Consider the following 13870-nt stretch of genomic DNA (forward strand, 5'->3'; position numbering starts at 1 on the left):
GCGTCCCATGTCGAGGAAGACAGCGAGGCAGTGATGCGCACCCCCCACGTCGTCGTGGTGATGGGCGTCGCCGGCACGGGCAAGACCACGATCGGTCCCCTGCTCGCGGCCCGGCTCGGCGTTCCCTACGCCGAGGGCGACGACTTCCACCCGCAGGCCAGCATCGACAAGATGACGGCCGGGACCCCGCTCGACGACAAGGACCGGTGGCCGTGGCTCGACGCCATCGGAGCCTGGGCGGACGGGCGGGACGGGCTAGGTGGGGTGGTGAGCAGCTCGGCACTGAAGCGGTCGTACCGCGACCGGCTCAGGGCGGCCGCTCCCGGGATCGTGTTCGTCCATCTGACGGGCGACCGGAAGCTCATCGAGGACCGGATGGCGCACCGCCAGGGTCACTTCATGCCGACAGCGCTGCTGGACTCCCAGTTCGCCACGCTCCAGCCGCTGCAGGCGGACGAGCGGGGCGTCGCGGTGGACGTCTCCGGCTCTCCCGAGGAGATCACCGCGCGCGCCGCGGCCGCGCTCGACGCCCTCGACAGCTCCACGCAGTCCGACCGGGCGCGGCCCTCCCCGCGCTAGCGCCCCTCCCCCACGGTCACCGACTGCGGCACCACTTCTCCCCAACATCCCTCTTCATCTGCAAGGGAAAACCGTGACCAGACTCAGCGTCGAGATGCTGGCAGCGGACGCGCCCCCGCCGATCACCTCGGCCGGACACGCTCAGCTGGGCATCGCCGTCCTGGCGGGCATAGCCGTCATCGTCCTGCTCATCACCAAGTTCAAGTTGCATGCCTTCCTGTCGCTGATCATCGGGTCACTGGTGCTCGGCGCGGTCGCCGGGGCGCCGCTGGACAAGGCGATCATCAGCTTCACCACCGGCCTCGGCGCGACGGTCGCCGGCGTCGGCGTGCTGATCGCCCTCGGCGCGATCCTCGGCAGGCTGCTGGCCGACTCCGGCGGCGCGGACGAGATCGTCGACACGATCCTGGCCAAGGCCGGGGGCCGCGCGATGCCGTGGGCGATGGTGCTGATCGCCTCCGTGATCGGCCTGCCGCTGTTCTTCGAGGTCGGCATCGTGCTGCTGATCCCGGTCGTACTGATGGTCGCCAAGCGCGGCAACTACTCACTGATGCGCATCGGCATCCCGGCGCTGGCCGGTCTGTCCGTGATGCACGGCCTGATCCCGCCGCACCCCGGCCCGCTGATCGCGATCGACGCGGTCAAGGCCAACCTGGGCGTGACGCTGGCGCTCGGCATCCTCGTCGCCATCCCCACGGTGATCATCGCCGGTCCGCTGTTCTCCAAGGTCGCCGCCCGCTGGGTGGACGTGCCCGCCCCCGAGCGCATGCTGCCCCAGCGTCCTTCCGAGGAGCTGCAGCGGCGTCCCGGCTTCGGCGCGACGCTGTTCACCGTGCTGCTCCCGGTGGCACTGATGCTGGCCAAGGCCCTGGTCGACATCGTGGTGGACGACGCCACGAACATGACACAGCGCGTCTTCGACGTGGCCGGCTCCCCTCTGATCGCCCTGCTCGCCGCGGTGATCGTCGGCATCTTCACGCTGGGCCGTCCGGCCGGGTTCAGCAGGGAGCGGATCTCCTCCACCGTGGAGAAGGGACTCATGCCCATCGCGGGCATCCTGCTCATCGTCGGTGCGGGTGGCGGCTTCAAGCAGACGCTGATCGACTGCGGCGTCGGCCAGATGATCCTGGACATCTCCAAGGACTGGTCGATCCCGGCGCTGCTGCTGGGCTGGCTGATCGCGGTGGTGATCCGGCTCGCGACCGGTTCGGCGACCGTGGCGACCGTCTCGGCGGCCGGTCTGGTCGCGCCGCTGGCGGCCGGCATGTCGACCACCCACAGCGCCCTGCTGGTCCTGGCCATCGGCGCCGGCTCGCTGTTCTTCAGCCATGTCAACGACGCCGGCTTCTGGCTGGTGAAGGAGTACTTCGGGCTGAGCGTCGGGCAGACGGTCAAGTCCTGGTCGGTGATGGAGACGATCATCTCGGTGGTGGCCGGCGGTCTGGTCCTGCTGCTGTCCCTCGTGATCTAGGAGGGCGATGCCGGCCCACCGTTGCGGGGCGGGGCTCCTCACGCCGCCAGGTACCCGGTCCGGCCCGCACGGTCCGATGCCCGTACCCGTCGCTCTGGTGGGTACGGGCAGGCACCGTCCGTCGCCGGATCGGGAACCCGGGGCCACGTCGTCCGACCGCCACGGTGTGCGGTGGTGCCGGACAGGTCGTGGAAGAGGCGCTTCGGCTCGCCGACCGGGTTGCCGTGCGTGTCGAGCCGCCAGGCGGCGAGGTGGTGCCACCGCCCGGTGCTCACGCAGGTCCCAGCCGCGCGACGCGCTGCCGGACTTCGTGCCTGAGCCGCTTCACGGCCGCCACAGCGGGTGTTCACCGGCCGCCCAGTCGCGGCTCACCACCCCGGTGCGCAGACCCCGGCGGGCCTCCGGGTCGCCGATGGCCATGCCGATGTGGCCGGCCAGGACGATGCCGATGGTCAGGGCGAGCCAGTCGTGGACGAAGGTCGCGCTGGTCCGCCACATCAGCGGGGTGAGGTGGGTGAACCACATCAGCAGGCCGGTGCCGAGCATGACCAGTGTGGCCCCGGCGATCCAGGCGGCGTAGATCTTCTGACCGGCGTTGAACTTGCCGGCCGGGCGCGCGGAGGGCCGCCGGTCTCGGCGCAGGGCGGCGCGCAACCAGAGCCGGTCGTGCGGGCCGAAGCGGTTCAGGAAGCGCAGGTCGGTGCGGAAGGCGCGGGAGGCCAGGCCCAGCAGGACCGGTACGGGCAGGGCGACACCGGCGTACTCGTGGACGCGGACGACCAGCTCGCGGCGGCCGACGAGTTCGGCGAGCTGGGGAATGTACAGGCAGGCCGCCGTGACCACGCACACGCCCATCAGTGCGGCCGTCGTCCGGTGGACCCACCGCTCGGCCCGGGTGAAGCGGCGGACGTCCGCTCCGGGCGGGGCCGCGGAGTCAGCTCGTAGGGTCATCGCCGCGTCCGTTCGAACGGCCCACCCACGCGTCGACGTCGTAGCCCCGCTCCTCCCAGTAGCCGGGCTTCACCTCGTCGGTGACGGTGATGCCGGAGAGCCACTTGGCCGACTTGTAGAAGTACATGGGCGCGACGTAGAGGCGGACCGGACCGCCGTGGTCGTGGCCGAGGTCCTTGTTCTGCATGCGCAGGGCGACCAGTACGTCGGCGCGTCGGGCCTGGTCGAGGGTGAGGCTCTCCGTGTAGGTGCCGTCGAAGCAGGTGAAGCGCACCGCTCTGGCGCGCCTGCGCACCCCGGCCGCGTCGAGCAGCCGGGACAGCCGTACGCCCTCGAAGGGCGTGCCCGGCACCCGCCAGCCGGTGACGCACTGGACGTCGCGGACCGTGCGGGTCTGGGGCAGCGCCCTGAGGTCGGCCAGTGTGTAGGTCGCCGGATGGTCCACCAGACCGTCCACGGTCAGGCGGTAGTTGGTGGCGTCCCTGTGCGGGACGGACGCGGCGACCGAGTAGTAGCGGAAGCCGCCGCCGTTCGGGAGCAGGCCGGTCAGGCCGGTGGGGTCCTTGCCGGACGCGGCGCCGAGGAAGGACTCCAGGCCGCGTTGCAGGGTGGGCGCGGTGAGCACGCCGAGGGCGCCCAGGCCGAGGGTGCCGAGGAGGACACGGCGGCCTATCGGGCGGCCCTCCTCCTCGGATGGTTCGGAGTTCACCCCTTCATTCGAGCACCCGCGGCCCCCGGCAGGCCAGGGATCGCGGATGCTCGTCAGACTTCCGTCATTACTTCTGACTTGTTTCCCGGCCGGGATTCCCGCCGAGCGTGCTGCGGCGCGGGCTCGGTCAGGGCCCGCTTCCGCTTCGGCCAGGGGCTCTTCGGTCAGGGGGCCGCTTCGGTCGCCTCCGCCGCCTTCTCGAGCTGGAACGCCTCGTTGCCGAGCCCGATGCGGGCGTGCACCCCGGGGCTGCGGGAGCGCAGCAGGGCGCCCTGGACCAGGCCGACGGCAAGGGCGAGGGCGATGATGCCGGGCAGCGCCCAGCTCAGCGACGATTCGGGACCGGCGCCGACCAGGACGCCGAAGTCCTTGACCGTGTAGACGGCGATCACCGCCAGGGCCAGGCCCGCCAGCGCGGAGCTGACCAGCCGCCAGCCCTGCGCGGCCGCGGCGCCGCGCCGCACGAAGAAGACGATCACCGAAAACGAGGCCGCCGCCATCAGCACGATCACGCCGAGCGCCCCGACGTTGCCGAGCCAGGTGAACAGGTGCAGCACGGGCGCGGTCGGATCGCCGGCCGGCCGGCCGTCGGTGACGGCGAAGGCGATCACGACCACCAGCGAGACGGCGGTCTGTGCGAGCGAACCGGTCGCCGGGGCGCCACTGCTGCTCGAGGTGCGTGCGAACGCCGCGGGCAGCAGGCCCTCGCGGCCCATGGCGAAGGCGTACCGTGCCACGACGTTGTGGAAGCTGAGCATGGCCGCGAACATGCCGGTCACGAACAGCACGTGCAGCACGTCCGTGAAGGTGCCGCCGAGCCGGGACCCGGTCAGCGAGAAGAGCAGCCCGGCGCTCTCCTTCTGGGCCGTGCCGACGATCGCCGAGGGGCCGGCGGCGACGGTGAGGGCCCAGCAGCTGATCGCGAAGAAGACGGCGACGCCGGCGACGGCGAGGAACATCACGCGCGGCACCAGGATGTGCGGGCGGCTGGTCTCCTCCGCGTACACCGGGGCCTGCTCGAAGCCGAGGAAGGCGGCGATGCAGAAGCACAGCGCGGTGCCGATCCCCGCGCCGGTGAGGGTGTCGGGGTTGAAGGCGTGCAGGGACAGACCTTCCCCGGCGGGGTCGGCGACCGCGGCCACGTCGAAGATCACGACCAGGGCCACCTCGATGACCAGCAGTACACCGAGCACACGTGCATTGACGTCGATCTTCAGCCAGCCGAGCACACCGACCACGGCGACGGCCGCGAGCGCCGGGATCCACCAGGCCACGGTGACGTGGGCGTGGGTGGCGAACAGGTCGGACACCTCGAAGCCGAAGATGCCGTAGATGCCGGCCTGCAGGGAGTTGTAGGCGACGAGCGCGACGAGCGCCGCGCTCGCGCCGGCCGTGCCGCCCAGGCCCCGGGAGATGTACGCGTAGAAGGCACCCGCGTTGTGCACGTGGCGGCTCATCTCGGCGTAGCCGACGCTGAAGAGGACCAGCACCACGCCGAGTGCCACGAAGAGCAGCGGCTGGCCGACGATGCCCATCACCGCGAATGTGGTGGGCATGACACCAGCGACCACCATGAGCGGGGCGGTCGCGGCGAGCACGGAGAGCAGCAGGCCGCCCGTGCCCAGGCGGTCGGCACGCAGGGCGCGCTCCTGCCCCTTGAAGGTGCTGATGCCGCCGCCGTCGGCGGTGGGTCTGCTGCTCGTGCTCGAACTGCCCGTCGTCATCGGGGTCGTCCTTTCCGGCCTCGGGGGGCTTCCGGTCGTACGGGGGTTTCGGTCCTGCGGGGGTTGCAGTCCTACGGGGATCTCGGTCCTGCGGGGGTTGCAGTCCTACGGGCTTGCGACTTGCGGACTCAGGGCGCCTGCGGCTTGCGGACTCGGGGGCCTGCGGCTTGCGGACTCGGGGCCGTGCGGTCGTACGGCCTTCGGGGCGGGTGGGAGCGTGCGCATCCCGCGGCAGGGGCTACGGGCAAGTGCTCGGGCCGCGCACTATGCCGTGCCGAGGGCTGTGGCACGGGCCGTGCGGAAGGCGGTGCAGGGATCTCGGTCGGGGTAGGACCACGGCGCCGGGGTGGGGTGGTCCCCGATGCGGTGGAACAGGGCGGCGGCCTCGGCGCCACGGCCCTCGCAGTGCTTGGCGTGGGCGAGGAAGTTCAGGTCGGCCAGCCGTCGCGGGTGGCCCTCCTGGCCCCACTCCAGCCACCAGTCGAACGCGGCCTTCATCACCTGCCGGGCCCGGCGGCCCACCCAGTGCCCGGAGGTGACCGGTTCGGCCGGCGCGTGGCCGCCGGCGGCCAGGACGCGGTAGCGCTCGGCGTGCGCGACCACCGGGAGGATGGCCAGCGGCGAGTCCGCGGGGGCCTGTTCGGCCGCCCAGTCGGCGAAGTCGTAGACCTCGTGCAGCGGGTCCGGGCCGGTGTCGGCGCGGCGCTCGGCGAGCCGGGCCACCATCAGATGGTGGGCATGGTGGTGGTCGGGGTGGCGGTGGCGGATCTCGTCGAAGAGACGGACCACGTCCTCCTCACCGCCCAGGGTGCGCTCCAGCAGGAGCAGACCGAGCCAGGGGGTGGGATCGGCGGGTGCGAGGGCCGCCGCCGCCCGGCATGCCTCGCGGGCCGGGCCGGGCTTCTCCTTGCCGCGCAGGGCGCGCTCGACGAGCGACACACCGAGGAGGACGCACGCGTCGGCGGACTCCGGCTCGGCGAGCAGCCAGTCACGGGCCCATGCCGCGGTGTAGGGCTCCTGGGCGAGGACGGTGACGCGGTGCCCGCGCCGGTCCCAGTCGTCACCGGTGTGGACGAGGAGCGAACGGACCGCCTGCCAGCGGCCCTGGGCCAACGAGGAACGGGCGCCGACCAGTTCCGTGTCGTCGAGAGCGGCGTCGAAGACCTGAGCCGCACGTTTGCGGCCGCGGCCGAGGGGAGGCGGGGGTGGGGGCACCGCGGGACTTCCTCACGCGCTCTTCGTCTGTGACCCGTTGGGCCTCGGGGGCGGCGCTGCCCCGTCGGCTCACGCGCCGTGGCTCGCTCGTGGTCGTCGGCCTGCCATCGACCGATCACGGACAGCAAACCCTCAGCCATTGCTTCACGTCAAGGGTCACCGGGTCGTTACACGCTTCAACTTGCCTTGCGGGCAGGGCACTTGAGACTCGGCCGGCCGTACCGCCCGCCGGTCGGCCCCTGGTCGCCGGTCACCCATGTGGCGTACGTCATGGCGCGGTGGTCCCGGCCGTCCCACCATGGCGACACGGCCGTGCCATCGCCCGCGACCGCAGGGCGTCGTGACCGCGCCGACTGCCCGGAAACCGGGTGCTCCCCGCAGCAGACAGTGCTCCGGGACGCTACAGTCGGCCACTACGCACCCCGTGGCCCGGCCGGATGATCGAGGTACGCAGCGTGTCGGTTCTGGTTCTGATTCTCGCCGTGAGCGCCGCCTGCTGTCTGGGCTTCGGATTCGTGCTCCAGCAGAACGCGGCCCAGCAGGCACCGCTCAGTGACTTCCTCTCGCCCCGGCTGCTCCTTGACCTGATGAAGGTGCCCCGCTGGCTGGGCGGCCTGGGCCTGATGATCGCCGGCATGATCCTGGGCGCGATGGCCCTGGGCCGGGGCGAGATCTCGCTGGTGGAGCCGCTGCTGGCGACGAACCTGCTGTTCGCCCTCGCCCTGTCCCGCAGACAGACCCGGCAGCCGCTGGGCCGCCAGGGCTGGGTGGGCCTGATGCTGCTGGCGGGCGGCGTGACCGCGTTCATCGTGGCGGGAGAGCCCCGCGCGGGCAGCGCCGTGACCAACCCGCTGCGGCACTGGCTGATCATCGGAGCGATGGTGGGCCTCGCCCTGCTGCTGACCACCTACGCCAAACGCTCGCGGCTGAGCTGGGGCCCGGTGCTGCTGGCGGTGGCCGCCGGGCTGCTGTACGGCCTGCAGGACGCGCTGACCCGGGTCAGCGGGCAGCGGTTCTCGGCGGGCGGCTGGACGGAGCTGTTCACCGGCTGGCAGCCGTACGCGCTGCTGGTGATCGGCGCCACCGGGCTGATCCTGGTGCAGAGCGCGTTCGAGACCGCGCCGCTGCGCATGTCGCTGCCCGCGCTGACCGCGGCCGAGCCGCTGGCCGGGATCGCCTGCGGAGTGGGCTTCCTCGGCGACCGGCTGCGCACCGACACCGGCGCCCTGGCCTGGGAGGCGGCGGGGCTCGCGGCGATCGTCGGCGGCATCGTCCTGCTCGGCCTGCACCCGGCGATGCCCTGCGGCGCGTCGGTGGCGGAGCCGCAGCGGGATCTGCAGCCGCGCTGAGGTGCCACCCGCCGGCGCATCGGCGCCTGCTTGGATGGGCGCCATGAGCGCCGAAGAGGAGATCCTCGACATCGTCGACGAGAACGACCGCGTCATCGGCCGGTCCCCGCGCGGCCGGGCCTATGCGGAGAGCCTGCGCCACCGCTGCTCCTTCATCGAGGTCCGCGACGCCCAGGGGCGCGTCTTCGTCCACCGCCGCACGCCCACGAAGCTGGTCTACCCCTCCCTGTACGACATGTTCGTCGGCGGGGTCGTCGGCGCGGGCGAGTCCTACGACGACGCGGCGCTGCGCGAGGCCGAGGAGGAACTGGGCGTGACGGGCCTCGACCGCCCGGAGTTCCTGTTCAAGTTCCTGTACGACGACGGCGCCGGCCGGTCCTGGTGGTCGGCGGTCTACCAGGTCCGCTGCGACCTGCCGGTGCGGCCGCAGGCCGAGGAGGTGGCCTGGCACGGCTTCCTGCCCGAGGGCGAGGTGGAACGCCGGCTGCACGAGTGGGAGTGGACGCCGGACGGTCTCGCGGCCTACGAGCGGCTGAAGACGTACCGGGCGACGGGGTGAGGCGGGCCCGGCCGCAGGCGGCCCCGGGCTGGGTAAGGTCCCTGGCGTGATCGACTTCGTACGGAACGTCCGTCTGTGGTTCGCCCCCGAGGAGGTCAGGGAGGAGGGCCGCACGCCCGACTACCGCTTCTCGCTGGCGAACGAGCGCACTTTCCTGGCCTGGCTGCGCACCGCCCTCGCGCTGATCGGCGGCGGTTTCGCGGTGGACCAGTTCCTGCCGGACCTGCGCTGGGGCTGGCGCATCGGGCTGGCGCTCGCGCTGCTCGCCGCGGGCGTGCTGTGCTCCCTGCGCGCGGTCAACCACTGGGTGCGCTGCGAGCTGGCCATGCGCCGGGGCGAGGATCTGCCTGCGTCGCGCTTCCCGGCCCTGCTGAGCGTCGTCGTCGCGGTCGTCGCCCTCGCCATGGTGATCGTCGTCCTCGCCGGGTGGGCGGGATGAGCGACGGCATCCAAGCCATGGGGGCGAGCCGTGACCCGGGTCTGCAACCGGAGCGGACGCGGCTGGCCTGGCGGCGTACGACGCTGTCCAGCACGGTCGCCGCCGTGCTCGCCGTGAAAACGGCCCTGCACGCCGGAGCGTCGTCCGCGGGGATCGCCGTCTGCGCCCTGTGCGGTGCGCTCTGGCTGGGCTTCCTGCTGCTCGCCCACCTCCGCATCCGCGCCCTGGCCCGCACTCCCGTTCCGCCGGCCCTCACCCCGCGGCACGCCACGGCGGCGGTCCTGTGCACGGTGGCCCTGGCAGTCTGCGCGGCAGCGCTGGTCGTCTGAGACGCAGCGGTACCGGCGGCACCGGACCCGGCGGCACCAGCCGCCCGGACCCGGCGGCGCACCGGCCCGCCGGGGCGCGGCGGCGCCGGTCGTCCGGCCCCCGACCGCCCAGCCTGCTCGCTCTGCTCGCCGCTCGCGCCGCTCGCGCCGCTCGCCCTACTCGGTCCCGGCCCCCGGCTCCGCTTCCGGTGTCTCCCAGTCCACCGTCACCACGATCTTCCCGCGCGTCCGCCCCTCCTGGTTCAGCCGGTGCGCGTCCGCCGCCCGCTCCAGCGGGAAGGTCTGCGACACATGCACCGCCACCACACCCTGCTCCGCGAGCTCGGACAGCCGCAGCAGGTCCTCGGCGTCGGGGCGGACGAAACAGTAGCGGCCGCCGTAGTCGACGACCTCCGGGTCCGCGATGGAGGCCAGGCGGCCCCCGGGCGCGAGCAGGTTCGCGGACGTCTTCGTCGTCTCGCCGCCGATCGTGTCGAACGCGGCGTCCACGCCCTCGGGTGCGAGCCCGCGCACCCGCTCGGCCAGTCCGTCGCCGTACGCGACCGGCTCGCCGCCCAGGGACCGTACGAAGTCGTGGTTCCGTTCACTCGCGGTGCCGATGACGCGGGCGCCCAGATGGCGCGCGAGCTGGACGGCGATCGAGCCGACCCCGCCCGCGGCCGCGTGCACGAGCACGGTGTCACCGCGCCGCACCTGGAGCGCCTTGACCAGCACCTGGTAGGCGGTGAGCCCGGTGAGCGGCAGCCCGGCGGCCTCCTCGAAGGAGAGGTTGCGCGGTTTGCGGGCCAGGGTGCGCACCGGGGCGGCCACGTACTCGGCGAAGGTCCCGCGGGAGAGGAAGTCCTCGCGTACGTAGCCGATGACCTCGTCGCCGACCGCGAACTCGGTGACGGCGGCGCCCGGCTGCACCACCACGCCGGAGACGTCCCAGCCGGGGACCACCGGGAAGACGGCGTCGAGGATGCCATCCAGGTAACCCTCGCGGCACTTCCAGTCCACCGGGTTCACGGCCGCCGCCCGCACCTTCACGAGCACCGAGTCGGGGCCGACCTTGGGATCGCGCACCTCTCCGTACTCAAGCACTTCGGGACCGCCGTACCGGCTGTATCTGATGCCCTTCATGCCACCGACCCTCCGGGGTACCTGTGCGCCACGCAAGCCGGATGACCTTATATGCGCCATTTGCGTGGCAGCCTGTCCGTCGTCATCACCCGATACCCCTGAAGGTGAGCACCATGACCGTCCAGCACCAGGAACACACCTCCCACAGCCATGCGCACGGCCCGGACTGCGGCCACGCGCGCGTGCCGCACGACGACCACTGGGACGACCACTGAGACACGACGACCACTGGGACGACCACTGAAGCACGACGACCACTGGGACGACCACTGAGACCGGTCCCGAGACCGGTCCGAAGACCGGCCGTCGAGAACCGGCCGCCGGGACCGGCCCGGCCGGAAACCACCGCACGGCGGCTCCCGGAGCACCACGCGGGGAGCTGTCGGCCTATCGTGGCCCCGATCACGTTGGGTTCGCGCACTGGACGACATACCGACCGGTCGGCATCATAGGTGCGTCCCGTCCACTGCGCCCGTATGTAGGAGCAATGATGAGCCCCGACCACCCGCCCGGACTCGATCTCGACCGGCTGCGCGGCCTGCTCGACCGTGAGCGGCCCGGCCTGGCCCAGGGCCCCCTGACCGGCCGGCTGATCGAGGGCGGACGGTCGAACCTCACGTACGCGGTGTCGGACGGCGCCTCGAAGTGGGTCGTACGGCGGCCTCCCCTCGGCCATGTACTGGCCACCGCGCACGACATGAAGCGCGAGCACCGGGTGATCAGCGCGCTGCACCCGACCCAGGTGCCGGTGCCGGCTCCGGTGGTGCTGTGCGAGGACACGGAGGTGCTCGGGGCACCCTTCTACGTCATGGAGTTCGTCGAGGGGACGCCGTACCGCACCGCCGGCCAGCTCGCGCCGCTGGGCGAGGAGCGCACCCGGAACGCGGTGCTCTCGCTCGTCGACACGCTCGTCGAGCTGCACGCGGTGGACCCGGCCGAGGTGGGCCTTGCGGACTTCGGCCGGCCCGAGGGCTTCCTGGACCGCCAGCTGCGGCGCTGGGGCAAGCAGCTGGACGCCTCCCGCAACCGCGAGCTGGCCGGCATCGACGAGCTGCACGCCGCCCTCGGGCGCCAACTGCCCGTCTCCCCCGCGCCCGCCGTCGTCCACGGCGACTACCGCCTCGACAACGTACTGATCGGCGCCGACGACCGGATCAGGGCGATCCTCGACTGGGAGATGTCCACGCTCGGCGACCCGCTGACCGACCTGGGCCTGCTGGTGATGTACAGCACGCCGCTCGACCTGCCCGACTCGCCCGTCTCCACCACGGCCGCGGCGGCCGGGCACCCCTCGCCGGCCGAGCTGATCGAGCGGTACACCGCGCGCTCCGGGCGCGACGTACGCGCCGTCTCCTGGTACACCGCGTTCGCCTGGTTCAAGCTCGCCGTGATCCTGGAGGGCATCCACTACCGGTACACGCTCGGCCAGACGGTCGGCCGCGGCTTCGACCGCATCGGCGACCTCGTCCCCGTCTTCATCCAGCACGGCCTGACCACTCTTCACGAAGGCCTCCAGGAGGGCTGATCCATGGACTTCGCGTTCGACGCGCGCACCGAGGAACTGCGCGCCAAGCTCCTCGCCTTCATGGACGAGTACGTCCACCCGGCCGAACAGGTCGCGGAGGAACAGCGCGCTCGGCTCTCCTCGCCGTGGGAGAACCCTCCGGTGGTCGAGGAGCTGAAGGCCGAGGCGCGCCGGCAGGGGCTGTGGAACCTGTTCCTGCCGGACGCCGAGTACGGTGCGGGGCTGACGAACCTTCAGTACGCACCCCTGGCCGAGATCACCGGCCGCTCCCCGCAGCTGGCGCCCACCGCCACCAACTGCGCGGCCCCGGACACCGGCAACATGGAGGTGCTCTCCCAGTTCGGCGACGAGCGGCAGAAGAAGCAGTGGCTCGAGCCGCTGCTGGCGGGTGAGATCCGCTCGGCGTTCGCGATGACCGAGCCGGAGGTGGCCTCCTCGGACGCCACCAACATCACCACGCTGATCGAGCGGGACGGCGACGAGTACGTCATCACCGGCCGCAAGTGGTACATCTCCGGGGCCATGCACCCGGACTGCAACATCTTCATCGTGATGGGCAAGACGGACCCCGACGGCGCGGACATCCGCCGTCAGCAGTCCATGGTGCTGGTCCCGCGCGGCACCCCCGGCGTCACCGTCACGCGGGCGATGCAGGTCTTCGGGTACGAGGACCACTACCACGGCGGCCACGCCGAGGTGGTCTTCGACCACGCGCGCGTGCCGGTGTCGAACCTCGTCGGCGAGGAGGGCGGCGGCTTCGCCATCGCCCAGGCCCGCCTCGGTCCGGGGCGCATCCACCACTGCATGCGGCTGATCGGCATGGCCGAGCGGGCGATCGAGCTGATGTGCCGGCGGGCCGTCTCCCGCACCGCCTTCGGCAAGGCGCTGGCCCAGCAGGGTGTGGTCCACAACTGGATCGCGGACGCCCGGGTCACGGTGGAGCAGCTGCGGCTGCTGGTGCTGAAGACGGCCTGGCTGATGGACACGGTCGGCAACCGCGGTGCCCACACCGAGATCCAGGCCATCAAGATCGCCACCCCGCGCGCGGTGGTCGACATCATCGACCGGGCGATCCAGCTGCACGGCGCGGGCGGTGTCAGCCAGGACTTCCCGCTGGCCGAGCTGTACGCGGGGGCGCGGACCCTGATGATCGCCGACGGCCCGGACGAGGTGCACCAGCGGTCGCTGGCGCGGCGGGAGCTGAAGAAGTACCTGTAGTACCTCCGAGGAAGCGTGCGTAAGGGGCGGTCGCCGGGGCGACCGCCCCTAACCCCTGCCTCGTGCGAGCCGTCAGGGACGCAGTGCCCGCAGCAGCAGGTCGGCCAGGTGGTCGGCGACCTCCTGCGGGGTGAGCGGGCCGTCGGGGCGGTACCAGGTGGACAGGTGGTGGACGGAGCCGAAGTGGTAGTCGACCACCAGGTCGGCCGGGGTCGCCCGGGAGAAGACGCCCTCCTCCTGGCCCTCCTCGATCAGCGCACGGAAGCGTTCGTGGTAGCGACGGCGTTCGGCGCGCACCTGCTTGTTCTTCTCGGGGCTGAGGTGGTGCATGGAGCGGAAGAAGATCATCGCGTCGTCGAGGTTCTCGATCGTGGTGACGACGACGTCCGCGGCCGCGGCTCTCAGCCGCTTCTCGATCGGCTCGTCGGCGCCCGCGAAGGCGTCCAGCCGCTCCTGCTGGACGCGCAGCACGCGCGCGTACACCTCGTGCAGGAGGTCGTCCTTCGAGCCGAAGTAGTGGTACAGCGCGCCCTTGGTGACGCCTGCCGCCTCGACGATCTCCTGCACCGAGGTGCGGTCGTATCCCTGCTCGGCGAAGAGCCGGGTGGCGGCGGCCAGGAGCCGCTGCGGCACAGGAGTACCGGCTGAGTCCGTCGTCCTGGGCACTGCCGCCACCTGCC

General features: G+C 72.1%; 14 protein-coding genes. 8 read left to right on the forward strand and 6 right to left on the reverse strand.

Annotation, left to right across the window (positions count from 1 at the left end; all coding sequences use genetic code 11):
* Positions 1 to 33 precede the first annotated feature (33 nt).
* Both ACH4UM_RS11320 and ACH4UM_RS11325 read left to right on the forward strand, forming a co-directional pair.
* Positions 34 to 579 carry a gluconokinase gene (locus ACH4UM_RS11320; RefSeq protein WP_398176735.1) on the forward strand — a complete coding sequence of 182 codons (546 nt, stop codon included), beginning with the start codon at positions 34 to 36 and terminating at the stop codon, positions 577 to 579.
* Between the two features lie 73 nt (positions 580 to 652).
* Positions 653 to 2050, forward strand: coding sequence for a GntP family permease (locus ACH4UM_RS11325; RefSeq protein WP_398176463.1), 1398 nt, complete (start codon positions 653 to 655; stop codon positions 2048 to 2050).
* Between the two features lie 324 nt (positions 2051 to 2374).
* On the opposite strand, the gene ACH4UM_RS11330 is transcribed toward ACH4UM_RS11325, so the two are convergent.
* The 4 genes from ACH4UM_RS11330 to ACH4UM_RS11345 form a co-directional block, all read right to left on the reverse strand.
* Complete coding sequence (locus ACH4UM_RS11330; protein ID WP_398176465.1) at positions 2375 to 3001, reverse strand: cytochrome b/b6 domain-containing protein; 627 nt, start codon at positions 2999 to 3001, stop codon at positions 2375 to 2377.
* Positions 2985 to 3710, reverse strand: a complete 726-nt coding sequence (locus tag ACH4UM_RS11335; protein ID WP_398176467.1) for a molybdopterin-dependent oxidoreductase — start codon at positions 3708 to 3710, stop codon at positions 2985 to 2987. Before ACH4UM_RS11335 ends, ACH4UM_RS11330 begins: the two co-directional genes overlap by 17 nt.
* A 164-nt stretch (positions 3711 to 3874) precedes the next feature.
* Positions 3875 to 5434, reverse strand: a complete 1560-nt coding sequence (locus ACH4UM_RS11340) for an amino acid permease (protein WP_398176469.1) — start codon at positions 5432 to 5434, stop codon at positions 3875 to 3877.
* 264 nt (positions 5435 to 5698) lie between these two features.
* Positions 5699 to 6649, reverse strand: a complete 951-nt coding sequence (locus ACH4UM_RS11345) for a hypothetical protein (RefSeq protein WP_398176471.1) — start codon at positions 6647 to 6649, stop codon at positions 5699 to 5701.
* Between the two features lie 455 nt (positions 6650 to 7104).
* Here ACH4UM_RS11345 and ACH4UM_RS11350 point away from each other — a divergent pair, with 455 nt between their 5' ends.
* The 4 genes from ACH4UM_RS11350 to ACH4UM_RS11365 are packed head-to-tail and all read left to right on the forward strand — an operon-like array spanning position 7105 to position 9325.
* Positions 7105 to 7998, forward strand: a complete 894-nt coding sequence (locus tag ACH4UM_RS11350; protein WP_398176473.1) for a DMT family transporter — start codon at positions 7105 to 7107, stop codon at positions 7996 to 7998.
* Positions 7999 to 8041: 43 nt separating this feature from the next.
* Positions 8042 to 8557 carry an NUDIX hydrolase gene (locus tag ACH4UM_RS11355; RefSeq protein WP_398176475.1) on the forward strand — a complete coding sequence of 172 codons (516 nt, stop codon included), beginning with the start codon at positions 8042 to 8044 and terminating at the stop codon, positions 8555 to 8557.
* 46 nt (positions 8558 to 8603) lie between these two features.
* Complete coding sequence (locus ACH4UM_RS11360) at positions 8604 to 8996, forward strand: YidH family protein (protein ID WP_398176477.1); 393 nt, start codon at positions 8604 to 8606, stop codon at positions 8994 to 8996.
* Positions 8993 to 9325, forward strand: coding sequence for a DUF202 domain-containing protein (locus ACH4UM_RS11365; protein ID WP_398176479.1), 333 nt, complete (start codon positions 8993 to 8995; stop codon positions 9323 to 9325). The genes ACH4UM_RS11360 and ACH4UM_RS11365 overlap by 4 nt, the downstream gene beginning before the upstream one ends.
* Before the next feature lie 156 nt (positions 9326 to 9481).
* Here the strand turns inward: ACH4UM_RS11365 and ACH4UM_RS11370 are convergent, their stop codons facing one another.
* On the reverse strand, positions 9482 to 10447 hold the full coding sequence (locus tag ACH4UM_RS11370; RefSeq protein WP_398176481.1) for an NADP-dependent oxidoreductase: 966 nt from the start codon (positions 10445 to 10447) through the stop codon (positions 9482 to 9484).
* A gap of 490 nt (positions 10448 to 10937) precedes the next feature.
* On the opposite strand from ACH4UM_RS11370, the gene ACH4UM_RS11375 reads away from it, so the two are divergent.
* Both ACH4UM_RS11375 and ACH4UM_RS11380 read left to right on the forward strand, forming a co-directional pair.
* Positions 10938 to 11972, forward strand: coding sequence for a phosphotransferase family protein (locus ACH4UM_RS11375; protein WP_398176483.1), 1035 nt, complete (start codon positions 10938 to 10940; stop codon positions 11970 to 11972).
* A gap of 3 nt (positions 11973 to 11975) precedes the next feature.
* Complete coding sequence (locus ACH4UM_RS11380) at positions 11976 to 13190, forward strand: acyl-CoA dehydrogenase family protein (protein WP_398176485.1); 1215 nt, start codon at positions 11976 to 11978, stop codon at positions 13188 to 13190.
* Between the two features lie 72 nt (positions 13191 to 13262).
* Here ACH4UM_RS11380 and ACH4UM_RS11385 read toward each other — a convergent pair whose 3' ends face one another.
* Positions 13263 to 13856 (reverse strand): TetR/AcrR family transcriptional regulator, encoded by a 594-nt coding sequence (locus ACH4UM_RS11385; protein WP_398176737.1) that lies wholly within the window; start codon positions 13854 to 13856, stop codon positions 13263 to 13265.
* Between the last annotated feature and the right edge of the window lie 14 nt (positions 13857 to 13870).

Origin of the sequence: Streptomyces sp. NPDC020801 (assembly GCF_044334385.1) — a bacterium.
Classification (GTDB): domain Bacteria; phylum Actinomycetota; class Actinomycetes; order Streptomycetales; family Streptomycetaceae; genus Streptomyces.